The sequence below is a fragment of the Pseudomonas sp. ASL4 genome (assembly GCF_056680395.1).
Window position 1 is genome coordinate 2,379,139 of sequence record NZ_CM155280.1, and the last position, 26,827, is coordinate 2,405,965.

Below are 26,827 nucleotides of genomic sequence, written 5' to 3' on the forward strand. Positions count from 1 at the left end.
CAAGCCCGCTCCCACAGTTGATTTAGGTGTGCTCTGAATCTTTATTTCGCGGGTTTGATGAACCGCAACGTCATCCGGTCCGACTCACCAATCGCCAGATATTTAGCCTTGTCCTTCTCCCCCAACGTCAACGTCGGCGGCAAGGTCCAGACGCCTTCAGGGTAATCCTTGGTGTCCTTCGGGTTGGCATTGATCTCGCTTTGTCCCTCAAGCTTGAACCCGGCATCGGTCGCTAGTTTCACCACATACGCCGTGGTCAGGTAACCGCTGTGCTTGATGTCCTCCAGCGACGCCCCGTCCTTGGCCCGATGATCCACCACACCGAGCACGCCACCCGGTTTCAACACCTTGAAGAACGACTCGAACATCAACGGCGCCGTGTCCGCCAGCACCCAGTTGTGCACGTTGCGAAAGGTCAGCACGGTATCGGCTGAACCGGGTTTGCCCAACACCGGGGCCTTGGGGTCGAACTCGACCACCCGGGCCTTGGCATATTGGGCAGGCGCGACGGCGAATTTCGCCTTCAGCGTTTCTTCGTTCTTGCGCGCCGAGTCACTGACCGTCGGCGCCTGGACAGCGGCAATATAGGTGCCGTGATCCTTGAGCAGCGGGGCGAGCAATTCGCTGTACCAACCGCTGCCGGGGGTGATTTCGATGACTGTTTGATTCGGCCGCAACCCGAAGAATTGCAGACTCTGTTGCGGGTGACGGTAGACGTCGCGCACCACGTTCTGCGGCGCGCGCCAAGTGCCTTTTAGCACCTCGGCGTATTGCTTGGCCGAGAGGGGTTGCGTGTCGGCAGCGTGAGCCAAAACAGGGGCGAGCAGGGCGGTGAGGGTCAAGGCGAGTAGGGCAGGTTTCATGGCGCATCCTGGCGAAGTCGAAGTCGACCACGAGGCTAGCACGCAGCCATCGACGGGCGATCACACATTATCGATGGTCGACCTCGCCAACGGTTCTAAGCCCATGGCGATCATGGGTTTGCTACGCGCGTAACGGCTCAAGCGCTCGACCATGGCGTAGGGCATTTGCGGGTCGAAATAAAAGCCGCGACGCTCGTAAAACCCGCGCAAATCCGGGTGGCAGAACAGCCACGCCGGGCTGTCGAGGTCCTTGACGGCTGCGGCGATCAGCGCCGCCGCCACGCCTTGCTCGCGACAGGCCGGATCGACAAACAACCCCGTCAACCAATGCCCGCCCGACACAGGGCGCAAGCACAGCGCGGCGACGATTTCCCCGCGCCTGGCTACCCAGAGTCGAGCATCGCGCACCGCTTTCATTGGCGATTGGTGGGCGCGGTAAAACTTGTTCATCAACGGCCATAACGGCTCGTCGAGCAAGGTGTATTGGGTGTCTGGCATGGGCTTTGGCTGTCGGTTGGCTGAGCGGGCGATTATAAAAGAACGCGAGCGGCGCGATAGGTGTATACCTGACTTCACATCCCGTATAAGTGGAGTACGTATCATGGCCAAAGGCATGGATTCAAAGAAAGCTGCGAAGAAAAAACCGGCAAAAACCGCCGATGAAAAGCGCGCGGACAAGAAGGCCAAGAAGGTGGACGTGTTCGGGCACTGAGACCTGAATCACCCTGTGGCTAAGGGGCTTTTTGTGGTGAGGGGGCTTGCCCCCGTTGGAGCGCGAAGCGCTCCCCTGCGGTTGACCTGAAGAATGGTCATCGCCTTTGCGACTGCTGCGCAGCCGAACGGGGGCAAGCCCCCTCGCCACAAATGCTTAACCAACACACTCTGACGACCTAACCAAATAATCTGCAAGATTTCCCCACGCTATTGCACAGAGAGGGACAAGTCCCGTTCTGAGCAAAGCCATGTCCCATTACTTCGACGCCGCCCATCGAGAAGAAATCGAAACCCTGCGCCAACGCCTGACCGCTCGCACCGAATGGCCCACCTGGTTGTTGCTGATTGGCGTGTACGCGGCCTGGTTCAGCATTGTCTTGGCCAGTGACCGGCTGGGCCTTTGGTGGAGCACGCTGTTGCTGATTCCGTTGGTGGTGCTCTGGTTGTCGGTGCAACACGAATTGCTCCACGGGCACCCCACGCGCAGGCTGGCCCTGAACAAACTCATCGGTTACGCACCGTTTGCAGTGTGGTTTCCGTACACCCTCTATCGCGACAGCCATTTGCTGCATCACCACGACGAAGACCTGACCGTCCCCGGTCGCGACCCGGAAAGCCGTTACCTCAGCGCCGCGCACTGGCAACGCAGCTCGGTGTTCAAACAGGCCCTGCACCGGCTGAACAAAACCGTGCTCGGGCGCGTCATGGTTGGCGCGCCCATGGCGTTGCAGGCCCTGGCCCGCAAAGAACTGCGACGCCTGCGCGCGGGCGAGCGCCAAGCCTGGCTGATGTGGTTGACCCACAGCACGCTTACGGTGTTGATGCTGGCGTTCATCGCGCACTTCAGCGTGCTGCCGGTGTGGCATTACCTGTTGCTGATCAGCGTGCCGGCGCTGTCGATTGCAATGATTCGCTCCTACTATGAACACCGCCCGAACGCCCAACCCGAGCAACGTACCGTGCTCAATGAAGCGGCGTGGCCGTGGAGCTGGCTGTTCCTGAACAACAACCTGCACCTGGTGCATCACGACTTGCCGAGCCTGCCCTGGTATGACTTGCCCGCGGCTTATCACGCACGTCGTGAGCAATGGCTGGCGCGCAGTGGCGGGTTTTTGGTGCAGGGTTATGGGCAGTTGTGGCGCCAAAATGGCGTGAAGGCGATCGACAGCCCGCAGCATCCATTCTATTGATTGAAGGTGATCCCTTGTGGGAGCGGGCTTGCTCGCGAATGCGGCGTATCAGGCACCCAAGATGTCGACTGACACAGCGCATTCGCGAGCAAGCCCGCTCCCACATTGGATATTCGTTGTATGGGAGATTTCGATGACACAACGCATCGCCGAACTACTGATGTACGTCGCCCCCGAGCCAATCCGCCAGGCCAATGAAGTCTGGCTGACCCGAATTATCGAGCGACTGGGCGTGTCCCGCCAAACCGCCGAAGGGCTGTCACTGCCAGACCTCTGGTGCTCCCCGAACCTGCTGCTGACCCAAACCTGCGGCTATCCGCTGATGACCTTGTTACGCGGTCAGGTCCGGGTCGTTGGTCGCCCGCATTACGAACTGCCGGACAGCAACACCGGCAACCATTGCAGCCTGTTGCTCTGCCGCGCCGACGATCCGCGCCGCAGCTTGCCGGCCTTTTACAACAGTCGCGGGGTGATCAACGACGAAGGCTCCAACAGCGGCATGAACCTGCTGCGTCATCGACTGGCGCCGTTGCACCGCGACGGCCAGTTCTTCGCCAGTGTCGGCATCAGCGGTGGCCACCGCGAAAGCCTGCGCTGGCTGCGTGAAGACCTGGCTGACCTGGCGGCCATCGACAGCGTGACCTTCGCCTACCTGGCGCGGCACGCCGAAGCGGAAGTGGCCGGCTTGCGCGTTATCGCTCGAAGTGCCTTCAGTCCGACCTTGCCTTACATCACCGCTGCCAGTGCCAGCGATGAGCAGATCGAGAGGCTTCGGCGGGTGATGAATGAGGCGTTGCGGGAGTTGCCGGACGTTGCCGAGATCCTGGGTTTGCGAGAGGTGTTACCCGCGACGGAAAGCGACTATCAGATCGTGCTCGATTACCAGCAAGAGGCCGAGGCGTTGGGGTATGGGCGGTTGCGTTAGGTACGATCTTTTGACTTTATCTCTGTAAATTCCATAATCGAATATAAAAATGCCTTTTAAGTCTTATTAAAGAATAAGGCTCTTGGCTAGAATCGCGCCACCGGATCACCGGACATTCAGCGACCCCTAACCCCAGGAGCCCCTATGTCCGGCGCCGACCTTTCCCATCGTCACCACGTGGGCGGATTGTTCCGCGCGCATTACGCCTGGCTGTGCGCACGGTTGCGCCGGCAGTTGGGCGCCAGCGCAAGCGTCGAAGACATTGCCGCCGAAACCTTCACCCAACTGCTGGAATCCCCAGGGCTGACGCCAATTCGCGAGCCCCGCGCCTTGCTGACCACCATCGCCCAGCGCTTGATCTATCAGCTTTGGCGCCGCCGGGATCTAGAGCGCCAGCACCTCGATCAATTGCAGCAACTCGACCCGCATCAGGCGGGATCGCCCGAAGACCTGCTGCAACTGACCCAAGCCTTGCATGGCCTCGACCGCACGCTTGAACGCTTGCCGGGCAAGGTCCGGGCAACGTTCCTGTTGTCGCGAATCGATGGCCTGACCTACCCGCAAATCGCCGCCGAACTGGGCATTTCCCAGCGTTCGGTCAGCGTCTACATGACCCGCTCCCAGGCTTTGTGCGTCCAGCACAGCGCCAATGAATCCATCAATCGAACACCTTTGACCCAGAGGTCCGCATGAGATCGATCAAAACCCTGCTCGGCAGTTCGCTGCTGGCCCTGAGCCTCGTGGCTACCCACGTTCCTGCCGCCGAAAAACCCACGCCGATCCACTTTGGCGACATTGCCTGGGAAAGCGGCAGTTTCATCACCGAAGTCCTGCGACTGATCGTCGAGAAAGGTTACGGCTACCCGACCGACACCTTGCCCGGCAGCACCGTCAGCCTCGAAGCGGCGCTGTCCAAGAACGATATCCAGGTGATCGGCGAAGAATGGGCCGGGCGCAGTCCGGCGTGGGTCAAGGCCTCGGCCGAAGGCAAAGTGTTCGGCCTCGGCGACACGGTCAAAGGCGCCACCGAAGGTTGGTGGGTGCCGGAATACGTGATCAAGGGTGACCCGGAACGCGGCATCAAACCGTTGGCCCCGGAGCTGAAGTCCGTTGCTGACCTGGCCCGCTACAAGGACGTGTTCCGCGACCCTGAAGACCCGAGTCGCGGGCGCTTTCTCAATAGCCCTACTGGCTGGACTTCGGAGATCGTCAACAGTCAGAAACTCAAGGCCTATGACCTGACTGCCGACTACGTCAACTTCCGCACCGGCTCCGGTGCGGCGCTGGATGCCGAGGTGGCGTCGTCGATCCGTCGTGGCAAACCGGTGCTGTTCTACTACTGGTCGCCGACACCGTTGTTGGGCCGTTTCAAACTGGTGAAACTTGAAGAGCCGCCGTTCGATGCCGAAGCCTGGAAGACCCTGGCCGATGCCAACAACCCGCATCCGAAGGGCACCCGTTCAATGCCGGCCAGCTTGGCGATTGGCGTGTCCGCGCCGTTCAAGACGCAGTACCCGGACCTGGTGGCGTTCTTTGAAAAGGTCGACTTGCCGATTGGTCTGCTGAACCAGACCCTGGCGCAGATGAGCGAAAAACGTCAGCAACCGCGTCAGGTGGCCGAAGCGTTTTTGCGTGATCAGCCGCAGGTATGGAAGGCTTGGGTGCCGGGGGAGGTGGCGACCAAGGTGAGTGGGAGTTTGTAGGTTCTTTCTGATGTTTTTGTGGTGTTTGAGCGATAGCCTTCGCGAGCAAGCCCGCTCCCACATTGGATTTTTGGTGTTCACAAAGTCTGTGTTCACTGGAGATCCCCTGTGGGAGCGGGCTTGCTCGCGAATGGCCTTCAGCCCTACGCCAATTCCGCCGCCAACGCCGCTTTCACCGTCGGCCGCGAATCAATCCTTGCCTGAAACCGCGCCAATGCTGGCCATTCGTTTAGATCGATGCCAAAAAAACCGGTCCAGCGCATCACCGTAAACAGATACGCATCGACAACACTGAACCCACCCGCCATCAAATAATCCTGTCGCTCCAGCGTCTGGCTCAACACCCCAAAACGCTTGAACAGTTTCGCCTTGATCAGCACTTTCACCTCATCGGGAAACTGCGCATTGAACAATGCACCGAGCCCGCCATGAATCTCGGTCGAGACGAAGTTCAGCCATTCCTGCAATCGCACTCGCTCGAAACTCCCGTTCGCCGGCGCCAGATTCGCTTCGGGCCGCAGGTCCGCCAGGTATTGCAGGATCGCCGGGCCTTCGGTCAACACCTCGCCGTTGTCCAGTTGCAGCGCCGCGACGTAGCCCTTGGGGTTGATGGCGAGGAAGTCTTCACCGGCGACGGTTTGCTTGGTGCTGTTATCGACACGAATCAATGCGAAGGGCAGACCCAGTTCGCGCAACACAATGTGCGGCGCCATCGAACAGGCTTGGGGTGCGTAATACAACTTCATGGGCAGGGCTCTGGTTGGGGGTTTAGGCCAGTGTCATAGTGCGCGCCGGGCTTCGTAAAATTAATCTTTCAGAACACTGCCATAAGGACAGCTACTGCCATGATGAATCTGATGCATTGGCGAATGGTGGTGGCGGTGGCCGATACCGGCAACATCACCCGGGCGGCCGAGCGGGTCGGCATGACGCAGTCCGGCGCCAGTCAGGCGTTGGCGCTGATCGAGGAGACCCTGGGCGTTCAACTGTTCAGCCGGGAAAACCGCCAGACCCTGCCGACCGCCATCGGCCTGCCGGTGATCGAGCAGGCACGCACCATGCTCGGTGCCCTGGAGAACATTCGCAGCACCGTCGATGCCGCCAGGGACGTCCAGCGCGGGAGCATTCGGCTGGCCAGTTTTCCGATGGTGCTGGCAACGTTTCTACCGCCGCTGCTACGCCAGTTCAATCGTCTCTACCCCGGCATTCAAGTAGTGGCCCTGGAAGTCAGCGACGATGAAGTCGAAACCTTGCTCGAAGCCGGTTTGGTGGATGTCGGCGTGGTGTTGAACCCGGCGTCCGGGCGCAGCGTCGGGCGCTTGGGGCGCGATGCCTGGGTGGCGGTGCTGCCCGCCGGCCACCCTCTGGCGCGTGGCTGCATTGAAGACGGTATCAGTCTCGCTCAATTGGTGGCGCAACCCTTTGTACTGGCCACCGGCGGTTGTTCGACCAATGCCCGCAGCCTGGCGGCCGACGCCGGGTTGCAATTGCTGGACGTGCGGGCCGAGGTCCGCGAGTGGAGCAGCGCGTTCACCCTGGTGCGAGAAAACATCGGGGTGACGCTGGTGCCAGAAATGACACTGCCAGCCAATCGCCAGGGCCTGCGGGTTGTTCCGTTAACCCCGCGGATCGATCGCGAGTTTGCCCTGGTGGTGGCGGCACACAAGGCACCGTCGGCCGCAGTACAAGCGTTGCTGGGCATGCTCGCCGATCAATGATCGGCAATGAATGGATGCTGAACCGATTTTGTGCTGAATACTGGCCGACTAATGGCATTGCATCCGACATTTCACTGGCTATGCTCAGTCGTAACTAACTATTTCAGTCGCAAAAATGAATGGTTCGTGACTGCAAAAGTGAGCCCGTGACATAAGCCGCAGAGTGCGCAACTCAAGGCACCGACACTGAACAACATGGAGCCATCCGGTAAATGGAGTTACTTAGCAAAACGTTAGGTTGGCCCGACCGGGCTATCAAGAGAAGGATGCCTTGATAAGAGCGTCGCAGCAGGGACTCTCCGATTAAACATCATTTATCACCTGACAAATCCTTCCTGTGGAGGGATGCGTGCGCCTGTTCCGTGGAACGTAGTGGTGGATCTTGAAAGACCAAGAACTTTCATCAATCAAAAAAACGCGCTTAAGGTGATAGAGCCATGTTCAACCTACATCACAAGGCTGACTTGCTGGAGATCGAACGCTTCAACTGTGCATTGACCGAGACCAACGCCAAGTTGGCGGCGGTCAGTCGTTCGATGGCGATGATCGAGTTCAGCCCCGAAGGCATCGTGCTCGACGCCAACGAAAACTTTTGCGCCGCCATGGGCTACAGCGTCGAAGAAGTTCGCGGTAAACACCACCGCATTTTCTGTGAAGAAGCGTTCTATCGCAGTGAAGCCTACGCCAAGTTGTGGCGCGACCTCGCTCGTGGCGAACCGGTCAGTGGCACCTTCCTGCGATTGAACAAGGCGGGCAAAGAGATCTGGCTTGAAGCCAGTTACATGCCGGTATTCGGACCCGATCGCCAGATTAAAAGTGTGATGAAAGTGGCCTCGGACATCTCTGGCCGAATCTATAAAGAGCACGAAGAGGAGAGCATGCTGGCGGCCATCGGGCGGTCCATGGCGGTAATCGAATTCACCCCGGACGGTCGCGTTATTACCGCCAATGAAAACTTCCTCAAAACCATGCATTACTCGCTCCACGAAGTAGTGGGTCAACACCACAGCCTGTTCTGCCACCGTGCCGAAGCCGAGTCCGCGCAGTACAAAGCGTTCTGGGCGTCACTCAATCGCGGCGAATATCACTCGCACCGTTTCGAGCGCAAAGACAAGTACGGTCATACGGTATTCCTGGAAGCGTCCTACAACCCACTGTTCGATACCAAGGGCCGGTTGTACAAAGTGGTCAAGTTCGCCAGCGATATCACTCAACAGGTCATGACCCTGCAAACCGCCGCGGAATCGGCCCACAGCACCTCGGTACAAAACGACGCCTGTGCGCAGAAAGGTTCCCTGGTGGTTCAGCAAACGGTGCAGATCATTCAGGACATTTCCCGCGACCTCAACGAAGCGGCCCTGAGCATCGATGCGGTGAGCAAGCAGTCCGACATCATCGGCACCATCGTCCAGACCATTCGCGGCATCGCCGACCAGACCAACCTGCTGGCGCTCAACGCCGCGATCGAAGCGGCCCGGGCCGGGGAGCATGGGCGCGGGTTCGCGGTGGTGGCGGATGAAGTCCGCAGCCTCGCGGCCCGAACCAGTCAGGCAACGCTGGAGATTGTCGAGGTGGTGCGCAAAAACCATGATTTGTCGCTGAGCGCGGTGTCGAGCATGCAATCGAGTTTGAGCCGAACCGGGCTAGGCGTGGAACTGGCGAACGAGGCGGGGGAGGTGATTCTGGAGATTCAGCAAGGGTCGCGGCATGTGGTGGATGCGATCAGTCAGTTCAACTCAACCCTGCAACTGAACTGATCCCAGGAACACCGCAAATCAAATGTGGGAGCGGGCTTGCTCGCGAAGGCGTAATTACATTCAACATCTACGTTGACTGTCATACCGCTTTCGCGAGCAAGCCCGCTCCCACAGGTTTTGTACTTTGGCTTACAGCGAAGCAAGAAACTTGTCAGTCGCCTGAGTCGTGTCACTCGAGGTACTGCTATTTGCTTTCTCTGTCTGCGCCACTTTCATTTTATCTTCGAGGCGCTGGGCGATCTCTTTGCCGATGGCCAGTTGTTGCGCCGGTGGCATGGCACTCAATTGGTCTTCGGTAATGCCCATCCCTTGCAGGATACTGTCGCGCATCCGCTGTTCCGGGGATTTGCTCATGTAGTCCTTGAAGTCGGTCATCGCAGTGCTGTCGGTGGACTTGGTGGTGGAGTCATCCGGGACAGCGGTTTGCAGGCCTACGCGGGTTTTGGCGAACGCTTCATCAACGTTGTCGCTGATGGTGCTCGCGGCGCTGACTTGTTGGGTGGCAGATGTCAGTCCGGAGGCCTGGACGTTGGTGCTGTCCTGCTTGATCTGCGCGACGGTGTTCTGCGCGTTCTGGATCAAACCACTGTACAGCGCGCTGGCGGCGGCCGTGGTCGGGTCCATGTCCGTGCGTTGCGTCGGTTGAATGATGGAAGCTTTCTGGGCGTTGACCAACATGATGGGTAAGCCTGTAGGTAATTGCTGTCGGGTGTGTCGGAGCAATTAGCGTGCCGTCGCTGAATCGCCCTGTATTTGGGGCGTTTGAGCGACGGCAGCGGTCAAACTTTGCCGCTGGGCGGCAACCGCGCAGGCGTCAGCGGTGAGCAATGTTCTCCAGTGCCAGGTTCCGGGTGCGCGGCCCGAAGTAGCCGATGGTGATCATCACGATCAACATGCTGCTGACAATAAACGCCAGCACCCCCGGCGTGCCGAAGTGTTCGAGAAAGATCCCGATCAGCAAACTGCTGAACACCGTCGACAAACGGCTGAACGAATAGCAGAAGCCCACGGCCCGGGCACGGATGTTGGTGGGGAACAGTTCGCTTTGGTAGGAGTGATAGGCGAAGCTCAGCCAGGCGTTGCAGAAGGTGATCATCACCCCACAGACGATCAGTCCGACAGCGCTGGTCTGCAGCGCGAACAGCGTGCCGAAGGTCATGGCGCCCAAGGCCGAACCGACGATCTGCCATTTGTTCTCGAAGCGGTTGGCAAACTTCACGAACAGCAGCGGCCCGAGCGGGTAGGCCAGCGTGATGATGAAGGCGTACATCAGGCTGTGGGTCACGCTCACGCCTTGGCCCGAAAGCAGCGCCGGCAACCAGTTGCCGAAACCGAAGAAGCCGATGGCCTGGAACACGTGGAAGACAATCAGCATCAACGCCCGACGACGATAGGGTGGCTGCCAGATATCGGCAAAACGGCCCGGGCCCTGAACGTCGACCGCCGCGAGTTCCGGCTCGTCCAGTGGCTTGCCCTGATCCTTCACACAACGCGCTTCGACGCCATCCAGAATCCGGCTGGCCTCATCAAAACGGCCATGCTGGGCCAACCACCGCGGCGACTCCGGCAAGCGCGAACGCAACCACCAGATGAACAAGGCAAACACCGCACTGGCCAACACCACCCAGCGCCAGCCGGACACCCCGAACGGCGCCTGCGGCACCAGCCACCAGGACATCAGTGCCACCGCCGGCACCGACAGAAACTGCACGAAAAACGCGAAGGCAAACGCCGAACTGCGCATGCGTTTGGGCACTAATTCCGAGAGGTAGGCGTCGATGGTCACCAACTCAATGCCCAGACCAATGCCCACCAGAAAGCGCATGCAGATGATGCCCAATGCCGAACTCTGCACGCCCATGGCCACGGTCGCGATGGTGTACCAGATCAGCGCAAACGTGAAGATCGCACGCCGCCCGAAGCGGTCAGCCAAAGGGCTCAGCAAGCTCGCGCCAAGGAACAGTCCAAGAAATGTCGCCGAGGCAAACGCTGCCTGATCGGAGAAACCGAACACACCCTGACTGCCGGTGGTGAAGATCCCGTCGCGGATCAGGCCGGGGCTGATGTATGCGGTCTGGAACAGGTCATACAGCTCGAAAAAACCACCAATCGACAGTAATGCCACCAGCCTCCATATCGTGGAGACGGCGGGGAGGCGGTCGATGCGGGCGGAAATCTGTGCGGCACGAACAGGGTCGATGCCGTCTGACTGAGCAGCGGCGGGGGAGTGAGCAGGCATGGGCTGATCCGATTCTTGTTGAAGAGGAAGCTTAGCCTGCTATCGGAAATGAATGGTTGTGAATCTTGGCGGCGTTATCCCGAAACTCGCTTATTTATTGCAATAACGGCTTACGTTTTAAGGGTTTATGGCGCGATCGGGATATCAAACTCGCGAAACGCATCATCCACTGGCAGATAACCGAGCACCCGCGTGGTTTCACTGAGATCGAGACGTTTGAACCGGTTGTTGGAAATCCCATGGGCGATCAGGTGCTGCACGCCTTCGACTTCCACGGAACGCTGCAGCAACTGCACCGCATCCCGAGGACTGAGCCAGGCGCTCAAGTCTCGGGCGTTGGTCAGCTCATGACGATCCGGGAATTCGAATGCGCCGATGCGAATGGCGATGGTCGAGAGCCCGCGTTTTGTGGCGTAAAACGCGCACAACGCTTCGCCATAACATTTGCTGACGCCATACAGATTGGCCGGCATGACCTGCATGCCAGGGGTGATCTGCCGGTCCACCGGGTAGCCTTCGATGGTTTGCGCGCTGCTGGCGAACACCAATCGCTTGCAACCCGCCGCCACTGCCGCTTCGAACAGGTAGGTGGTGGCCAGAATGTTGTTGGGCAACAGTTCATCGAAGGTCGCGGTGGCGTGGGGGATTCCGGCCAGGTGGACGATGACGTCGATGCCTTCCAGCACCTCTTCTATTGCCTTGGGATCGGCCATGTCCAGGCGCACAAAGCGGTGCGGCGCATCGACCGGAAAGTCGGGTTTGATGCGATCAGTCAGCACGAAGGTGTAGCGATCTTTCGAGGCTTCGAAAAAAGTTTTGCCGATTCTGCCGCAGGCACCGGTCAGCAGTACGTTGAGTCCGTTCATGAATCTCTCTTTTTTGGAAAAGGGGCGGTGGTAATGCCGATCAGTTAAGCCTGACACCGAACCAGTGGCGAGGGAGCTTGCTCCCGCTGGGCTGCGAAGCGGCCCCTCTCTTTATCCAAAAAGAAGGGGACTGCTGCGCAGTCCAACGGGAGCAAGCTCCCTCGCCACAGGGTATTCATTGTCAGCTTTATCTTTTTGGGCGATGACAGTCGTTATGGCAAGCCGTTGCAGCCGTGCTTCATGAAGCCCGGACGCTGCGCCAGCCGTTGGAAATACTCGTCGACAGCGGGGTAGTCGGGCCGCTCCATCGGCGTCATCAACCAGCGGTTGACCGACAAACCGATAACGATGTCGGCCAGTGTGAAGCGTGGTCCGGCGACGTAGGCTTTGGTGGTCGCGAGTTGATGTTCGAGGATGCCCATCTTGTGGTTCCAGTCATTGACGCCGACGACAATCTGGTGCGGGTCCTGGCATTCCGGGTCCTTGCGCACCAACGCGGTAAACGCATAGCCCCAGGACCGATTGAGTTCGGTGGCCTGCCAATCCATCCACTGTTCTACCCGCGCGCGCGCGGCCGGTTCGCTGGGCAGCAAATCGTGGTTGTGATGCTTGCCGGCCAGGTAACGGCAAATGGTATTGGACTCCCACAACACCCCGGCCTCATCGATGATCACCGGCACTTGGGCGTTGGGGTTGAGACGGGTGAACTCGGGGCTGTGGGTCGAGGAAAAACCGCTGCCCCAATCCTCACGTTCGTAGGAAACGCCCAGCTCATCACAGGTCCACAGGACTTTTCTGACGTTGATGGACGACGCTTTACCGAGAATCTTCAGTGCATGTTCCATGGAGCTACTCCTTTAGCGAATCGACGCCTCGGGAATCTAACATTAAGCGGGGTCCGGCAGCGCCGACGCCGGCAAGCCAAGCGTGCGATCGAACAACCAATTGAACGCGAAGGTGTAGCACGGGATGAAGATGATCAGCGCCAGGTCGAGGAGAAACGCCTGGACCAGGCTGATGTTCATCCACCAGGCGATCAACGGGATGAGGAACACAATCAAGGTTAGTTGAAAACCCACGGCATGGGCGATGCGCCGTTTAACGGTACGGGTGCGCGAAGGCTGGCGGCTTTCCCAGCGTTCGAACAGCGAGGTGTAGATGAAATTCCAGGTCACGGCGAGGGTGGTGATGATCACCGCCAGCGGGCCAGTGCTGCCGGGTGAAGTGCCGGACAACAGCGCCAGACCGAGGGCCGAGAAGGTCATGCCGATGACTTCATACAGCGACACGTAGACCAGTTTGCGTTTAACGCCTTGCATAGGGTTTTGCCTCTTTCTTGCGAACAAATGCCAGCAGCACTGGCGAAGGCGACAAAAGATAGCTTCAATATAGCTGATAGAAAAAGTCAGTAGCTTTCAGTTTTATTGATAGGACGCCGGATGAACTTCAACAGCGACAGCATCGAATTGTTTCTCGCGGTGATCGAGCGCGGCTCGTTTTCCGCCGCTGCCCGGGCGTTAGGCAAAGTGCCGTCGGCGGTGAGCATGGGCATCGGCAACCTAGAAGCCGAGCTCGGTTATCCGCTGTTCGACCGCAGCCATCGCGAACCGGTGCCGACCGCCATGGCCAGTGCCTTGGTGCCTCATGCCCGGCTGATTTTTGATCAGCTCAAGCAGTTGCAGGTGCACGCGGTCGAGTTGTCGTTGGGGCTGGAAAGCAAGTTATCGATCGGGGTGGTGGCGGACATCGACAAACGCGGTTTGATGGCGGCGATCAAGGTCATTGCCGAGCGTCATCCGCTGCTGGAGATCGAAGTGCTCAGTGCGCCCCAGGATGATGTGTTGGCGCTGCTCCACAGTGGTCGTGTCAGCGTGTGCCTGGCATTCGCCGGGTTGAGCATGAACGTGCTGGAGCGTTTTCAGTTCGTCGGCAGCGAGCGGATGATCGCCACGCTGGCGGCGGACAATCCGCTGTTCCAGGGGCAGGATTTGTTTCTGGAAGACCTGGTGCATGTACGGCAGATCATCGTCGCCAGCCGTGACTTGCCGATCAGCGAAACCCGCCCCTTGGTGGCTGAGTCTTATTGGCGTACCGACACCTTGGCGGCGGCACTGGAAATGGTCGAAGCCGGGTTGGGCTGGGGCAACTTTCCGTTGTCGGTGGTGCAGCCGTTGCTGGACGCTGGAAGGCTCAAGCGCCTGAGGTTCAGGAACATCGAAAACGGCTTGGTGTTACCGGTGCATGCGGTGTGGCTCAAGAGCCAGCCGTTGCAGAAGGGCGCGTTGGCGTTTGTTGAGTTGATGGGGCGGACTTAGCCCGTTCAGTGTTGAGCAGTTCGTCCCAGATTGGAGACGAACAGGCGCTGGGAAGGTTGGGGTCGAGTACGGGTTGCCTGAGAATCCAGCCCTGGAGTTTTAGGTTGACGTACACCGGGGTGGATTCGATGCACGTTCCCTTGGGGGCGACCGAAACCTGATCAACGGAAACAAACAACGGCCCGGGCAGATCGAACAACGTCTCGGATCGACTGACCTGGCCCGTTTGTTTACTGGCGTAACATACCTGTCGGCCTCCGCCCAGATCGGTGGTCATGACGCCGGCCTCTTCGAGACTGGCATGCCAGACATTCATGACAACGGCCGGTCCCTGACCTTGCGGATGAACGGCGAGGCAGCTTTTGATCGCCGGCATGAAGCCGGGTTCGTTCAAAAGGTGCGTCCAGTTGTCTGGCTCTGCGGCGTGGAGTGGCTGGCTGATGCAGAGCAGCAGGAGTGGGTTAAAAAGGGATGTTTTGCGCATGGAGGTGTCCGGGGGGAAGTGCCGGGGGCCGTTGTTGAGTCAGGTCACGAGTGCCGAGGATTCTGCACGCGTGCCGATAGAGTGTCCGATAAAAGGTGTTTCAGAATGCGGATGATCAGTCGCCGGTCTCAGCTTCTCTCGCCACAGACAAGCATGTAGGAATGCTCCGTAGGAAAGAGGTTTCAGCAGGTTGCCGAAGGCTACAGGTTCTTGCTCCATTGCCTACAACTACGCCAGAATCCGCCGGCTTGTGTGCCTGGCATCCGGACACTATCGTTCCCGTGTCGCTGCAATTCAGCGATCGGGTCTAGCAGCCTGGGTACTTTAGACGCATAGCGTTCACCGTTCGTGATCCGTTCACGTTATGGCGGCTGTGCGTGGGAAGACCTTCGGGTCTACCGGTCTCTAGAGTCCCGGTCTGCTAGCCCGCGCACAGCTGTCACCTTATTTTCGTCTAGCAGCGAATCGTGGCAGCTCCATAACTCTAGGAGCGTGATCATGTTCAAACCAACTCCCAACCCCCCGCGCAAACCCAGTCCAATCTTCGCCATCAACCCCAATATCGACAACGAGACCCTGCTGGCCCACGCCTGCGAATCACTGGCCTCGGCGTGTGTCATTGCCCATGACTTCGCTGTGTTTCTGGAAGGTACGCAGCGCAACACGGCGTTGGGGATTGCCCAGATCATCATGCAGGCTGAACTGGCGGTGAATCGGGTGCTGGATAACCTCGATTCGCAAGACTAACCGCTGAATCCAGGGCTGCGAGTTAACCTGTGGCGAGGGGGCTTGCCCCCGTTCGGCTGCGAAGCAGTCGTAGACCGGTGCACGCGGACTACCTGAAAAAATGCGGTCGTAGGTTCTGGGGCTGCTTCGCAACCCAACGGGGGCAAGCCCCCTCGCCACAATGGACTGCGGTTGGCCTTAGGTGCTTTCCCGCACCATCAACTCAAACCCCATGTCCTGCACCGGTTTGGCCACTGCATTGCCGGCCATCAGCGTCAGCATCTGTTCCGCCGCGCGCCGGCCGATGGCTTCGCGTGGGGTGCTGATGCTGCTCAGGCGCGGCACCATGTGCGCCGAGGCCGGCAGGTCGTTGAAGCCGAGGATCGCCACTTGCTCGGGGATCTTGATCCCGCAACGCATGGCTTCGAGCAGTGCACCCTGGGCCAGGTCGTCGTTGCCAAAGAAGATCGCATCGACGTCCGGATGGCTGACCAGCAGTTGCAGGAACAGTTCGCCGCCCAAACCGACGGAGGACGCGCGCGGGGTCAGCACTTCGAGGTCCGGGTCATACAAGCCGGCCTTTTGCAGGGATTTGCGGAAACCTTCGCCGCGCAACAAGGTGCGTTGGTCGAGCTGCGCGCCGATGTAGGCCAGGCGTTTGCGACCGCGGGACAGCAGATGCTCGGCTGCCGTTTCGCCGGCGGCCAGTTGCGAGAAACCGACGCAATTAAGGCCCGCGCCGCTGTCCAGTTCCATCATGTACACGCAGGGAATATTGCTCGCCTCGATCATCCGTCGCGAGCTTTCGGTGCGGTCGAAACCGGTCAGCAGCAAGCCGCGTGGCTGATAGGCCATGTAGTTACGCAGCAGGTTTTCTTCTTCATCGCGCGAGTAATGGAAGTTGCCGATCAGCACTTCAAAGCCCTTGGGCCGAAGAACCTGATGAATGGCTTCCAGGGTGTCGATGAACAACAGGTTGGACAGCGACGGCACCAACACCACCACCGAATGGCTCTGGGCCGAGGCGAGGGCGCGGGCGGCGGGGTTGACCACGTAGTTCAGCTCAAGCGCCGCTTTCTGGACTTTTTCCACCAGTTCGGTGGCCACGGTGCTGACACCGCGCAAGGCCCGGGAAGCGGTAATCGGACTGACGCCGGCCAGGCGCGCGACTTCATTGAGGGTAGGGCGGCCGGTGGTGCGTGTATTTTTGTCGTTTTTAGGGGAGGTCATCGGGCGGCTTGCCAAACAAAATTCAAGGCACTAAGGTAGCGCTGTCCCGAAGCAGCTGCAAATGCGTAAGCGAGTTTTGCCTGATCCTCGCTTTTTGGCGTTGGGAACGAACATGCTGCAACCCACAAAAATGACAAGAAGGCGTCGGCAACTTCTACTTTTGGTCTAGTGTCATAACTGGCAAAGGTAGCGCTGTCTGCGCGCTGAGGTGTTTCATGAATCATCCCATCACCGCCCTGGTCATCATGGGCGTTGCCGGTTGCGGCAAGACTTGCGTCAGCGAGGCCTTGTGCCAACTCAGCGGCGCGACTGCCATTGAAGGCGATACTTTCCACCCTGCCGCCAATATCGAAAAGATGAGCGCGGGTATTCCCCTGAATGACGAAGACCGTGCCGGCTGGCTCGACAGCCTGTGCGATGAACTGCGCCGCGTCGATGCCAAGGGCGAACGCCCGGTGCTGACCTGTTCGGCCCTCAAACACAGTTACCGCGAAGTACTGCGCAGTGCCTTGCCGGGCCTGGGCTTTGTGTTCCTTGAGCTGACCCCTGAAGTCGCCGCCGAGCGGGTGTCCCATCGACCGGGCCACTTCATGCCGTCGACCCTGATCGACAGCCAGTTCGCCACCCTTGAGTCGCCAGTCGGCGAACCCTTGACCCTGGCCCTCGACGCCTCGAATCACAGCGTCGACGAATTGGCTCAACAAGCTCAAGCCTGGTGGCTCAAACACGGTTTGAAACTCGCCGGTTAAGTCTTGCTCCAAGAGATAGCGCTGTCCTGATAGCTTTTGAATAATTGCTTTCATAACAACAACAAACAGGAGACACCCCCCCATGTTTGGCATGTCCCATGAAACCTTTCTACTGCTAGATGCAGTGGTCACTGTGATCGGGCTTATCTTCCTGATCACCAAGTTCAAGCTGCACCCGTTCATTGCCCTGATCATTGCCGCCGGTTTCCTCGGCCTGACTTCCGGCATGCCGGTAGGCACCATTCTCAAGGCGTTCCAGGACGGCTTCGGTGGTGTGCTTGGTTTTGTCGGGATCATCCTGGCGCTGGGCACCATGCTCGGCAAAATGATGGCGGAATCAGGCGGGGCGGATCAGATTGCCCAGACGCTGATTCGCGCGTTCGGTAAAGAACGCGTGCAGTGGGCCATGATGTTCGCGGCGTTCCTGGTCGGTATTCCGCTGTTCTTCGAAATCGGCTTCGTGTTGCTGATTCCATTGGTGTTCATCGTTGCCCGGCGTACCGGCGTGTCGATCATCAAGATCGGTATCCCGCTGTTGGCCGGTCTGTCGGCGGTGCACGGCCTGGTGCCTCCGCACCCCGGTCCGCTGCTGGCCATCGGCGTGTTCGGTGCCGACATCGGTAAAACCATTCTGTACGGCCTGATCGTTGCGTTGCCGACGGCCATCATTGCCGGCCCGATCTACGGCACGTTCATCGCCAAGTACATTCCCGGCCATGCTAACCAGGAACTGGTGGATCAACTGGCGCGCGAGCCACAAGCCACGACCCTGCCGAGCTTCGCCATCACCTTGATCACCGTGCTGCTGCCGGTATTCCTGATGCTGCTCAAGACTTTTGCCGACGTGGCACTGCCGGACGGGCATTTCTTCCGCAACTGGATGGACCTGATCGGTCACCCGATTTCGGCACTGTTGCTGGCGTTGCTGCTGTCGCTGTACACCTTCGGCCATCGTCAGGGCATCGGCTCCAAACAGATTCTCAAACTGCTGGATTCGAGTCTTGCGCCGACTGCGGCGATCATTCTGATCATCGGTGCCGGTGGTGGCTTCAAGCAGATGCTGGTCACCAGCGGTGTGGGTGACGTGATCGGCCACATGGCAGTGAACGCGCAGATCTCGCCGATCCTGCTGGCCTGGCTGGTAGCGGCGGTGATTCGCGTAGCAACGGGTTCGGCGACCGTGGCGACCATTACTGGCGCGGGCATCGTGGTGCCGGTGGTGGGGATGATTCCAGGTGTGAACCGTGAGCTGCTGGTGTTGGCCACCGGTGCCGGTTCGTTGGTGCTGTCTCACGTCAACGACGCGGGTTTCTGGCTGGTGAAGCAGTACTTCAACATGACCGTAGCGGAAACCTTCAAGACCTGGACTGCGATGGAAACCATCCTGTCTGTGGTCGCGCTGGGCTTCATTATGTTGTTGTCGCTGGTGGTCTAAGTACACCGCAAAACCAAATGTGGGAGCGGGCTTGCTCGCGAAAGCGGTCTGACAGTCAACATCATCGTTGAATGTCAGGCCCTCTTCGCGAGCAAGCCCGCTCCCACATTGGTGTGTGTCAGGCGTTGGTTTTTGCTACCAACCCATCCGCCCGGAACATCCCGCGAATCCCGCGCACGGCCTGACGAATCCGGTCCTGGTTTTCGATCAGTGCGAAGCGCACATGATCATCCCCGTATTCGCCGAATCCTACCCCCGGCGAGACGCAAACCTTCGCCTCGGCGAGCATTTTCTTGGCGAATTCCAGCGAGCCCAAATGTGCATAGGCCTCGGGAATTTTGGCCCAGACGTACATCGATGCTTTCGGATTTTCGACCATCCAGCCCAGTTCATGCAGGCCTTTGACCAGCACGTTGCGACGCTGGCGGTACTGCTCGGCGATGTCTTTGACGCACTGCTGATCGCCTTCGAGCGCGGCAATCGCTGCAACTTGTAGCGGAGTGAAGGTGCCGTAGTCGTGGTAACTCTTGATCCGCGCCAAGGCGTTGACCAGTTCAGCGTTACCGACCATGAAACCAATCCGCCAGCCCGCCATGTTGTAGCTCTTGGACAGGGTGAAAAACTCCACTGCGATGTCCTTGGCGCCTGGCACTTGCATGATCGACGGGGCTTTCCAGCCGTCGTAGACGATGTCGGCGTAGGCGAGGTCGTGCACCACCAAAACGTCGTACTGTTTGGCGAGGGCGATCACTCGTTCGAAGAAATCCAGCTCTACGCATTGAGCGGTAGGGTTCGACGGGAAGCCAAGGATCATCATCTTCGGTTTCGGGATCGAGCCGCGAATCGCGCTTTCCAGTTCGGCGAAGAAGTCCACGCCCGGTATCAACGGCACCGAACGCACCTGGGCGCCGGCAATCACCGCGCCGTAGATGTGAATCGGGTAGCTCGGGTTTGGCACCAGCACGGTGTCGCCCTGGTCGAGGGTGGCCAGCATCAAGTGCGCCAGGCCTTCCTTGGAGCCGATGGTGACAATGGCTTCGGTTTCCGGGTCGATGTCGACCTCGTAGCGATCCTTGTACCAATTGGAAATCGCCCGGCGCAGACGTGGAATGCCTTTGGACGTTGAATAACCGTGGGTGTCTTCGCGCTGGGCGACGGTCACCAGTTTTTCGACGATGTGCGGCGGGGTCGGGCCATCAGGGTTGCCCATGCTGAAGTCGATGATGTCTTCGCCACGACGACGGGCGGCCATCTTCAGCTCGGCAGTGATGTTGAATACGTAAGGGGGGAGTCGATCTATGCGCGCAAAGCGGCGCGGCGAACCTGGGTTAGCCATTGTTGCCTCGGATAACGTGAGCGCCCGGAACCGTCCGAGCGACGCTGGCCACTGCGGTGGCCTGTGGCGGAATGTAAGGGCTGATGTGGCACACTGTCCAGCGACTATGTGAACAATTTTTTCCGAAGGAAACGGGTTGATGGAATTTAGCAGCGGCTTCTTGCTGAGCCTTTCGCTGTGCCTGGATATCGGCGTGGCCAACATTGCAATGATCACTTTGGCGATGCAGCGCGGCTATTTTCAAGGCTTTGCGCTGGGGTTGGGGACGTGTGTCGGCGACCTAATCTACGCCGTGCTGGCTCTGGCCGGTATGACCGTTTTGCTGCAATACGAAACCGTGCGCTGGGTACTGTGGATCGGTGGTTCGGCGCTGCTGGTGTACTTCGCGGCGAAGATGATTTATTCGGCGATTCACCACGAAGCAGCGTTGGCCCAGACCGCCGAAGTCGGTCAGAACTCGCACCGCAAAGAATTTTTTCGTGGCATTTTCCTGGCGATGTCGTCGCCTAGCGCGATTCTCTGGTTCGCCGCGGTGGGCGGCACGCTGATCGCGCGTTCCGGCGGTGGTGGTGCACTCAGTTCTGCGTTGTTCCTTGGTGGGTTTCTCTGTGCCGGTCTGCTCTGGAGTGCCGGTTTGTGCTTCGCTGCGAGCCATGGCGGCAAATTGCTGGGTGACAAGTTACTGCGCTATTCCTATATGGCATCAGCAGCGATCTTCTGCTATTTCGCGGTTTACGTGATTCTATCGGGCTATAACGAGTTCATCGAAAAGGCTGCCGTCGGGCAGCTTCCCGGCCTCTGATTGGGCGAATCGGGTTTGGCTTCTATACTTCCAGCCGAACCCACTTTTTTGTACCAGGAGTCGAGTCATGGATGAGCAAACACGCGTCAAACCGGCCGAGCCACGATTCGAGAGCGGGCATTTCCTGCTCATTGCCGGGTTTGGCGGGCGATTTACCCAGGAAACCTCGAAGAAAATCCCCGATCTCTGGGACAAATTCATTCCCGAGATTGGCAAAATTCCAGGTCAAAAAGGCGAAGTGACCTACGGCATCTGCTGCAATCCCGACGGCAAGGGCGGTTTCGAGTACATCGCCGGCGTCGAAATCAGCAAGCTCGACGACCTGCCTGAGAAGTATCGCTGGGTCGAGGTTCAGCCACAGCATTACGCAGTCTTCGAACACCAGGGTTCACTGGACACCTTGGCGCAGACCTTTCAGTACATCTGGAAAACCTGGTTGCCGCAGTCTGGTCGCGCGGCGGCGGATGCCCCGGAGTTTGAACGCTACAGCGAGGACTTCAACCCGAAGCTCAATACCGGCGTGCTGGAAATCTGGCTGCCGCTCAAACCCGAATGAATACCGCGAGAGGCGGACCACGCGTCCGCCTCTCGACTTCTCATTTACCTTGCTTCATCCGTCGCGCCCGCAACAGGTCGACAGACAAGGTAATGAAGCCAAAGGTGCTGATGCCCAACAGCATAAGAAGGCCGATCTGAACGCTGCTCATGGTGTGTTTCCCTATTGATGATCAGAGACAGGAAACACAAATAGTCTGAATTATTGAGCAATGACAGCGCCTATACGCAGGCTTTACGGCGCTTGCGGTGATCGATATGAACACCTTATTAATTTATGATCTCCCACCTTTCCATCGCTGAAACCGAGCTGCCATGAACACCGTCATCCGCCACGTCACGCCTGCCGATCTGGAACGCTGCTACGCCATCGAAACCGTCGCCTACGAAGGCGACGAAGCCGCCACTCGGGAAAAAATCGCCACCCGCATCGCCACCTGGCCCGAAGGCTTTATCGTGGCCGAAGTCGATGGCGTTGTAGCCGGTTTCGTCAATTCCGGTGCGGCGTTTGAGGTGGAAATGTCGGACGAAGCGTTCAAGGAACTGATCGGCCACGACCCGGCAGGTCCCCATGTGGTGATCATGTCGGTGGTGGTGCATCCGGATTATCAGGGGCTTGGCTTGGCAAAGCGCTTGATGGGTGAGTTCATCGAGCGGATGCGCGCGATGGGCAAGGCCAGCATCCACCTGATGTGCAAGGAACGGCATGTTCCGCTGTATGCCGGGTTCGGGTTTGCCTACATCAAGCCCTCGGCGTCGGATCATGGCGGGATGGCGTGGCATGAGATGGTGCTTGAGCTCTGATTGATTCGGTGCAGCGTAAATTGCTTTCGCGGGCAAGCCTCGCTCCTACAGGTCCCGCGCGATCCTGTAGGAGCGAGGCTTGCCCGCGAAGGCGATCGGAAGATCTCAATCTCTAATAGAGGCTGTCGCGCACCCGAGCCGACGCCTCCCGATCGTAGTCTTCGGCATCGTTTTTCCCTAAGCGATTCAGAAAACCAAACCCATCCGCCGCTCGTAACCGATCCGGCCCTTGTACGCCTCGCCGCTGTCGACAAAGCCATATCGGGCATACAACGCAATAGCCGCTTCATTGTCGGCATCCACCGACAATTCCAGCCCTTTTATTTCCGGGAACGCCTGGCGCGCGGCTGTGGGCAGGGCTTGCAGGCAGGCCTTGCCGTAACCTTTGCCCTGGGCGCGTTGATCGACCTGCAAGGCGTGCAACGTGGCGCTGTGTTCATTCGCCCAGGCGGGTAAAACCGGTGGGCGCTTGAGCAGCAGGAACGCCACGGGAATCTCTTCGACCAATAAAGCAAAGCCTTTGACGCCGGGGCCGGGTTTGGACAGCAGGGTGTGCAACGCACCATGGATGTCGCCGCTAAACTTGATCTGTTCCGAATGGACTTCAATGGCCTCGACCTGTTGGCGCTGCAACGCATTCAGGCTTTCGTATGGCACAAGTAGGGCTGTCACTGGAGTGTCCTTTTCCCAATAGAAATGAGCTTCGGATTCTAGCGAGTTTGCGTTGTTGGATTATTTTTATTTCGGTTGTCGATTTGGCTTTTCGCCGAACGACTAAGGGTGTCTTCACAACAAAAAACATGGAGAACCGCCATGAATGCGCAAACCCAAATTCGCAACCTGATCGAAACCTACCGCCAGGCTGTCATCGCCAAGGACGTGGAAAAAGTCATGGCCTTGTACGCCGACGACATCGTCTCCTTCGACGCGGTCAAGGCCCTGCAATTCAAGGGTAAAGCGGCGTACCGCGCGCATTGGCAGGAATGCCTGGAAATGTGCCCCGGCCCGCACATCTTCGAATTCCATGAACTCGACATCGAGGCGTCGCAAGAAGTCGCGTTCGCTCATTGGCTGGCCCATTGCGGTGGCACCAATGACAAGGGCGAAACCCAGGCCTGCTGGATGCGCGTCACCGCGTGCTATCGGCAAGAGTCGGGGCTCTGGCAGATCATCCATGAGCACTGGTCGGCGCCGTTCGACATGATGACCGGCACTGCGCTGTTCGGCCTGCAACCCTGATCGCCCGGGCCAATTCGTCGAGCTTATTCGTCGGAAAAGCAGCCACCCCACCCAACAGCAGCCATAGTTGATCAGCCGATCACGGAGAGCCCCATGAAATACCTATGCCTGGTTTACAGCAACGAGCAGGCGCTGCACTCACTGCCCGACAGCCCCGAAGACGCCGAATGCATGGCCTATGCCGAGTCGATCCAGGGCAGCGGCCGGATGCTCGCCGCCGAGGCGCTGGAGTCGGTGCAGACCGCCACTACCGTGCGTATGCGCAACGGCAAACTATCGATCACCGATGGCCCGTTTGCCGAAACCAAGGAGCAGTTGGCCGGCTTCTACCTGATCGATGCCAAAGACCTTAATGAAGCCATCCAGGTCGCCGGCAATATTCCGGCGGCCCGGGTCGGCTGCGTCGAGGTCCGTCCCGTTCGCCAGTTGAATCCCTGAACAATCAAAAATAAACAGGAGATCTGCATGAGCCCACAACCGATTAAAAAACAACCTGCCCCATTTGAGTTGTCGATCAGCCGCGTGATCGACGCGCCACGCCGCAAAATCTTTCGTGCCTGGACCGAGCCGGCCTTGCTCGTCCAATGGTGGGGGCCGCACGGCATGACCACGCCGGAGTGCGAAATGGACCTGTGGGTCGGCGGCCAGTTTCGCACCTTGATGCGCGCCCCGGACGGCAGCGAGTACCCGACCATGGGCGTGTTTCTGGAGATCGTCGCGCCTGAGCGACTGGTGTTCACCGACGCGTTTATCCCCGGCTGGATTCCGTCGGGCAAACCGTTCATGAGTGCCGAAGTGACCCTCGAAGACCAGGGCGGCAAAACCCTCTACACCGCCCGCGCCATGCACTGGAGCGAAGAAGATCGCCAGGCCCACGAGGCCATGGGTTTCCACGACGGCTGGGGGCAGAGCCTCGATCGCCTGGTGACACTGGTGACTGAAGGCATGCCGGACTGATGTCGGCCGAGGCCGTCAAGGCGCGGGTCGAGCAGGTCTACCGCGAAGACTCGCGGCGGATTCTCGCGACGCTGATCCGTTTGCTCGGCGATTTCGACCTCGCCGAAGAGGCCTTGCACGAGGCCTTCTTCGTCGCGGTCGAGCGCTGGCAGCGCGATGGTGTGCCGGACAATCCACGGACCTGGCTGGTGTCCACCGGGCGCTTCAAGGCCATCGACGTGTTGCGTCGGCGCGCTCGTTTCAACGCGTCGCGACCGATGTTGATCGCTCAGTTGGAAGCGCTGGAACAGGCCGACTGGAGTGACGAAGACGTGGAAGACGATCGCTTGCGGCTGATCTTCACCTGCTGTCACCCGGCACTCGCGGCCGACGCCCAAGTGCCGCTGACCTTGCGCGAAGTCTGTGACCTGACCACGGAAGAAATCGCCCGGGCCTTCCTCTCGGCGCCGGCCACCATCGCCCAGCGCATCGTGCGGGCCAAAGCGAAGATTCGTGACGCGAAAATCCCTTATCAAGTACCGTCACTGGCCGAGTTGCCCGAGCGCCTCGACAGCGTGTTACGAGTGATTTACCTGGTGTTCAACGAAGGTTACTCGGCGTCCATCGGCGCCGAACTGACCCGGGAAGATCTGACCCGCGAAGCGATTCGCCTTGGGCGCTTGTTGATGGAATTGTTGCCCGAGCCCGAGGTAATGGGGTTGCTGGCGCTGATGCTGTTGCATGAATCGCGGCGCCCGGCCCGGACCTCGGACACTGGCGAGCTGATCCTGCTGGATGAGCAGGATCGTTCATTGTGGGACGCCGGGATGATTGCCGAAGGTTGTGCATTGGTGGAGCGGGCGCTGACTTTGCGGCGCTTCGGGCCGTATTGCCTGCAAGCGGCGATTGCGGCGGTGCATGCCGAAGCACCGACGGCGGGGGAGACCGATTGGCCGCAGATTGTTGGCTTGTATGACTTGTTGCTGCGGGCGGTGCCGTCGCCGGTAATCGAACTGAACCGTGCGGTGGCGCTGGCCATGCGCGATGGACCGTTGGCGGGGTTGACGGTGGTGGAAGGGATACTGGCGCGCGGGGAGTTGCGCGATTACCACTTGGTGCACTCGGCGCGAGCGCAGTTTTGTCGGCAGTTGGGACGGGTGGAAGAGGCGCGGGAGGCGTATCAACGGGCGCTTGAACTGACGCAGCAAGAGCCGGAGCGGCGGTTTATCGAGGGGCGGCTCAGGGATCTGGAATGATTCGGGAGGTGCTTTATGATTGCCGGCCTCTTCGCGAGCAAGCCCGCTCCCACATTTGATCGCCTGTGTGCCACAGATTGTATGCACACCGAGGATCCACTGTGGGAGCGGGCTTGCTCGCGAAAGCGTCATCAGGACCGGCGATAAAGGATCAGGCCTGCTGCCGAGTCGCGGTCAACACGATCTCGCGAACACACACGTTCTGCGGCTGCTGATACGCATAAGCAATCGCCGAAGCCACATCCTCGGCACTCAACACTGTACCGCCCATGTCCTGTTTCCAGGCCTGGTAACCGGTCTTGATCGCCTCATCGGTGGTGTGGCTCAACAGCTCGGTTTCCACCGCGCCCGGTGCAATGGTGATGACCCGCACATTGTGCGGCGACAACTCTTCACGCAGGTTTTCCGACAAACCATGCACCGCGAACTTGGTGCCGACATACGCCACGTGATTCGGGAACGTCTTGCGTCCGGCCACCGAGCTGATGTTGATGATCGTCCCGTGTTTGCGCTCGACCATCCCCGCGACCACCGCGTGCACGCCGTTGAGCAAACCCTTCACATTGACGTCGAGCATCTGGTCCCACTGGGCCGGGTCCTGCTTGGTCATTTCACCCAGCAGCATCACCCCGGCGTTGTTGATCAAGGCATCCGCCGGGCCGAATTGCGCTTCAGCTTCGGCGACCGCCGCGAGCAGGGCGGCGCGGTCGGTGATGTCGACGCGGCGGCTCAGGGTGTTCGGCAGTTCCAACGCCTCCAGGCGTTCAACCCGACGGGCCAGCAGCAACAGTGGATGGCCGGCAGCGCTCAACAGCCTTGCAGCGGCTTCGCCAATGCCCGAACTGGCCCCGGTGATGATGATCAATGGCTTGCTCATGGCTAGACTCCTGAAATAAGAAAAACAAATATCTGAACGTGGGGCGCAGTATATTTACCGCCGTTCAGGCTGAAAAATGCCTTATTCCTCTGTCTGCTATCGGAATTT

At 59.2% G+C, this 26,827-nt stretch carries 29 protein-coding genes and 2 pseudogenes; 18 read left to right on the forward strand and 13 right to left on the reverse strand.

Features of this window, described 5'->3' with window-relative positions:
• Positions 1-41 precede the first annotated feature (41 nt).
• Positions 42-863, reverse strand: coding sequence for a class I SAM-dependent methyltransferase (locus AC1MEW_RS10730; protein ID WP_480426206.1), 822 nt, complete (start codon positions 861-863; stop codon positions 42-44).
• A gap of 60 nt (positions 864-923) precedes the next feature.
• Positions 924-1,361 (reverse strand): GNAT family N-acetyltransferase, encoded by a 438-nt coding sequence (locus AC1MEW_RS10735; RefSeq protein ID WP_480426207.1) that lies wholly within the window; start codon positions 1,359-1,361, stop codon positions 924-926.
• A 464-nt stretch (positions 1,362-1,825) separates the two neighbouring features.
• Between AC1MEW_RS10735 and AC1MEW_RS10740 the strand changes: the two genes are divergently transcribed.
• From AC1MEW_RS10740 to AC1MEW_RS10755, 4 genes are all read left to right on the forward strand, one after another.
• Positions 1,826-2,767, forward strand: coding sequence for a fatty acid desaturase (locus AC1MEW_RS10740; RefSeq protein WP_480426208.1), 942 nt, complete (start codon positions 1,826-1,828; stop codon positions 2,765-2,767).
• A gap of 133 nt (positions 2,768-2,900) precedes the next feature.
• Positions 2,901-3,692 (forward strand): phosphate/phosphite/phosphonate ABC transporter substrate-binding protein, encoded by a 792-nt coding sequence (locus AC1MEW_RS10745; protein ID WP_480426209.1) that lies wholly within the window; start codon positions 2,901-2,903, stop codon positions 3,690-3,692.
• A gap of 144 nt (positions 3,693-3,836) precedes the next feature.
• On the forward strand, positions 3,837-4,385 hold the full coding sequence (locus tag AC1MEW_RS10750) for a sigma-70 family RNA polymerase sigma factor (RefSeq protein WP_322269428.1): 549 nt from the start codon (positions 3,837-3,839) through the stop codon (positions 4,383-4,385).
• On the forward strand, positions 4,382-5,395 hold the full coding sequence (locus tag AC1MEW_RS10755) for an ABC transporter substrate-binding protein (RefSeq protein WP_201206062.1): 1,014 nt from the start codon (positions 4,382-4,384) through the stop codon (positions 5,393-5,395). Before AC1MEW_RS10750 ends, AC1MEW_RS10755 begins: the two co-directional genes overlap by 4 nt.
• A 143-nt stretch (positions 5,396-5,538) precedes the next feature.
• Here AC1MEW_RS10755 and gstA read toward each other — a convergent pair whose 3' ends face one another.
• Positions 5,539-6,141 (reverse strand): glutathione transferase GstA, encoded by a 603-nt coding sequence (gene gstA / locus AC1MEW_RS10760; RefSeq protein ID WP_480426210.1) that lies wholly within the window; start codon positions 6,139-6,141, stop codon positions 5,539-5,541.
• Positions 6,142-6,240: 99 nt separating this feature from the next.
• Here gstA and AC1MEW_RS10765 point away from each other — a divergent pair, with 99 nt between their 5' ends.
• The 3 genes and pseudogenes from AC1MEW_RS10765 to AC1MEW_RS10775 all read left to right on the forward strand — a co-directional run.
• Complete coding sequence (locus tag AC1MEW_RS10765; RefSeq protein WP_322269426.1) at positions 6,241-7,113, forward strand: LysR family transcriptional regulator; 873 nt, start codon at positions 6,241-6,243, stop codon at positions 7,111-7,113.
• A 542-nt stretch (positions 7,114-7,655) separates the two neighbouring features.
• Positions 7,656-8,279: pseudogene (locus AC1MEW_RS10770) on the forward strand (PAS domain-containing protein); the annotation flags it as partial.
• Between the two features lie 168 nt (positions 8,280-8,447).
• Positions 8,448-8,870: pseudogene (locus AC1MEW_RS10775) on the forward strand (methyl-accepting chemotaxis protein); the annotation flags it as partial.
• 129 nt (positions 8,871-8,999) lie between these two features.
• Here the strand turns inward: AC1MEW_RS10775 and AC1MEW_RS10780 are convergent.
• From AC1MEW_RS10780 to AC1MEW_RS10800, 5 genes are all read right to left on the reverse strand, one after another.
• Positions 9,000-9,548: a hypothetical protein gene (locus AC1MEW_RS10780; protein ID WP_322269424.1), complete on the reverse strand. Its 549-nt coding sequence runs from the start codon at positions 9,546-9,548 to the stop codon at positions 9,000-9,002.
• 136 nt (positions 9,549-9,684) lie between these two features.
• Positions 9,685-11,109 carry an MFS transporter gene (locus AC1MEW_RS10785; RefSeq protein WP_201206056.1) on the reverse strand — a complete coding sequence of 475 codons (1,425 nt, stop codon included), beginning with the start codon at positions 11,107-11,109 and terminating at the stop codon, positions 9,685-9,687.
• A gap of 125 nt (positions 11,110-11,234) precedes the next feature.
• Positions 11,235-11,975, reverse strand: a complete 741-nt coding sequence (locus AC1MEW_RS10790) for an NAD-dependent epimerase/dehydratase family protein (RefSeq protein WP_201257453.1) — start codon at positions 11,973-11,975, stop codon at positions 11,235-11,237.
• A gap of 212 nt (positions 11,976-12,187) precedes the next feature.
• Complete coding sequence (locus AC1MEW_RS10795; protein ID WP_480426211.1) at positions 12,188-12,820, reverse strand: glutathione S-transferase family protein; 633 nt, start codon at positions 12,818-12,820, stop codon at positions 12,188-12,190.
• Positions 12,821-12,862: 42 nt separating this feature from the next.
• A complete protein-coding gene (locus AC1MEW_RS10800) occupies positions 12,863-13,294 on the reverse strand; it encodes a PACE efflux transporter (protein ID WP_480426212.1) in 432 nt (143 codons plus the stop codon).
• A 120-nt stretch (positions 13,295-13,414) separates the two neighbouring features.
• On the opposite strand from AC1MEW_RS10800, the gene AC1MEW_RS10805 reads away from it, so the two are divergent.
• Positions 13,415-14,290 (forward strand): LysR family transcriptional regulator, encoded by an 876-nt coding sequence (locus tag AC1MEW_RS10805; RefSeq protein WP_480426213.1) that lies wholly within the window; start codon positions 13,415-13,417, stop codon positions 14,288-14,290.
• Here the strand turns inward: AC1MEW_RS10805 and AC1MEW_RS10810 are convergent.
• Entirely contained in the window at positions 14,229-14,774 is a 546-nt protein-coding gene (locus tag AC1MEW_RS10810) for a hypothetical protein (protein ID WP_322269416.1), read from the reverse strand. The two genes, AC1MEW_RS10805 and AC1MEW_RS10810, sit on opposite strands and share 62 nt — an antisense overlap.
• Positions 14,775-15,272: 498 nt before the next feature.
• Here AC1MEW_RS10810 and AC1MEW_RS10815 point away from each other — a divergent pair, with 498 nt between their 5' ends.
• Positions 15,273-15,521, forward strand: a complete 249-nt coding sequence (locus AC1MEW_RS10815; RefSeq protein ID WP_480426214.1) for a DUF6124 family protein — start codon at positions 15,273-15,275, stop codon at positions 15,519-15,521.
• Positions 15,522-15,698: 177 nt separating this feature from the next.
• Here the strand turns inward: AC1MEW_RS10815 and gntR are convergent, their stop codons facing one another.
• Positions 15,699-16,730 carry an HTH-type transcriptional regulator GntR gene (gntR, locus tag AC1MEW_RS10820; protein ID WP_480426215.1) on the reverse strand — a complete coding sequence of 344 codons (1,032 nt, stop codon included), beginning with the start codon at positions 16,728-16,730 and terminating at the stop codon, positions 15,699-15,701.
• Positions 16,731-16,945: 215 nt separating this feature from the next.
• Between gntR and AC1MEW_RS10825 the strand changes: the two genes are divergently transcribed.
• A complete protein-coding gene (locus tag AC1MEW_RS10825) occupies positions 16,946-17,479 on the forward strand; it encodes a gluconokinase (protein ID WP_201206048.1) in 534 nt (177 codons plus the stop codon).
• Positions 17,480-17,561: 82 nt separating this feature from the next.
• Positions 17,562-18,914: a GntP family permease gene (locus tag AC1MEW_RS10830; protein ID WP_201206046.1), complete on the forward strand. Its 1,353-nt coding sequence runs from the start codon at positions 17,562-17,564 to the stop codon at positions 18,912-18,914.
• Positions 18,915-19,032: 118 nt separating this feature from the next.
• On the opposite strand, the gene alaC is transcribed toward AC1MEW_RS10830, so the two are convergent.
• Positions 19,033-20,250, reverse strand: a complete 1,218-nt coding sequence (gene alaC / locus AC1MEW_RS10835) for an alanine transaminase (RefSeq protein ID WP_201206045.1) — start codon at positions 20,248-20,250, stop codon at positions 19,033-19,035.
• A 139-nt stretch (positions 20,251-20,389) separates the two neighbouring features.
• Here alaC and AC1MEW_RS10840 point away from each other — a divergent pair, with 139 nt between their 5' ends.
• From AC1MEW_RS10840 to AC1MEW_RS10850, 3 genes are all read left to right on the forward strand, one after another.
• Positions 20,390-21,052 carry a LysE family translocator gene (locus tag AC1MEW_RS10840; RefSeq protein ID WP_201257447.1) on the forward strand — a complete coding sequence of 221 codons (663 nt, stop codon included), beginning with the start codon at positions 20,390-20,392 and terminating at the stop codon, positions 21,050-21,052.
• Between the two features lie 67 nt (positions 21,053-21,119).
• Positions 21,120-21,608, forward strand: coding sequence for a GyrI-like domain-containing protein (locus tag AC1MEW_RS10845; RefSeq protein ID WP_201257446.1), 489 nt, complete (start codon positions 21,120-21,122; stop codon positions 21,606-21,608).
• A 314-nt stretch (positions 21,609-21,922) separates the two neighbouring features.
• Entirely contained in the window at positions 21,923-22,411 is a 489-nt protein-coding gene (locus AC1MEW_RS10850; protein WP_201257445.1) for a GNAT family N-acetyltransferase, read from the forward strand.
• A 186-nt stretch (positions 22,412-22,597) separates the two neighbouring features.
• On the opposite strand, the gene AC1MEW_RS10855 is transcribed toward AC1MEW_RS10850, so the two are convergent.
• Positions 22,598-23,083 carry a GNAT family N-acetyltransferase gene (locus tag AC1MEW_RS10855; RefSeq protein WP_201206037.1) on the reverse strand — a complete coding sequence of 162 codons (486 nt, stop codon included), beginning with the start codon at positions 23,081-23,083 and terminating at the stop codon, positions 22,598-22,600.
• 141 nt (positions 23,084-23,224) lie between these two features.
• Here AC1MEW_RS10855 and AC1MEW_RS10860 point away from each other — a divergent pair, with 141 nt between their 5' ends.
• From AC1MEW_RS10860 to AC1MEW_RS10875, 4 genes are all read left to right on the forward strand, one after another.
• On the forward strand, positions 23,225-23,650 hold the full coding sequence (locus AC1MEW_RS10860; RefSeq protein ID WP_322269414.1) for a YybH family protein: 426 nt from the start codon (positions 23,225-23,227) through the stop codon (positions 23,648-23,650).
• A 93-nt stretch (positions 23,651-23,743) separates the two neighbouring features.
• On the forward strand, positions 23,744-24,088 hold the full coding sequence (locus AC1MEW_RS10865) for a YciI family protein (RefSeq protein ID WP_201257444.1): 345 nt from the start codon (positions 23,744-23,746) through the stop codon (positions 24,086-24,088).
• A 27-nt stretch (positions 24,089-24,115) separates the two neighbouring features.
• Positions 24,116-24,607 (forward strand): SRPBCC family protein, encoded by a 492-nt coding sequence (locus tag AC1MEW_RS10870; RefSeq protein WP_480426216.1) that lies wholly within the window; start codon positions 24,116-24,118, stop codon positions 24,605-24,607.
• On the forward strand, positions 24,607-25,842 hold the full coding sequence (locus AC1MEW_RS10875; protein ID WP_201257442.1) for an RNA polymerase sigma factor: 1,236 nt from the start codon (positions 24,607-24,609) through the stop codon (positions 25,840-25,842). The genes AC1MEW_RS10870 and AC1MEW_RS10875 overlap by 1 nt, the downstream gene beginning before the upstream one ends.
• A gap of 151 nt (positions 25,843-25,993) precedes the next feature.
• Here AC1MEW_RS10875 and AC1MEW_RS10880 read toward each other — a convergent pair whose 3' ends face one another.
• On the reverse strand, positions 25,994-26,719 hold the full coding sequence (locus tag AC1MEW_RS10880) for an SDR family oxidoreductase (RefSeq protein ID WP_201206029.1): 726 nt from the start codon (positions 26,717-26,719) through the stop codon (positions 25,994-25,996).
• Positions 26,720-26,827: the final 108 nt, after the last annotated feature.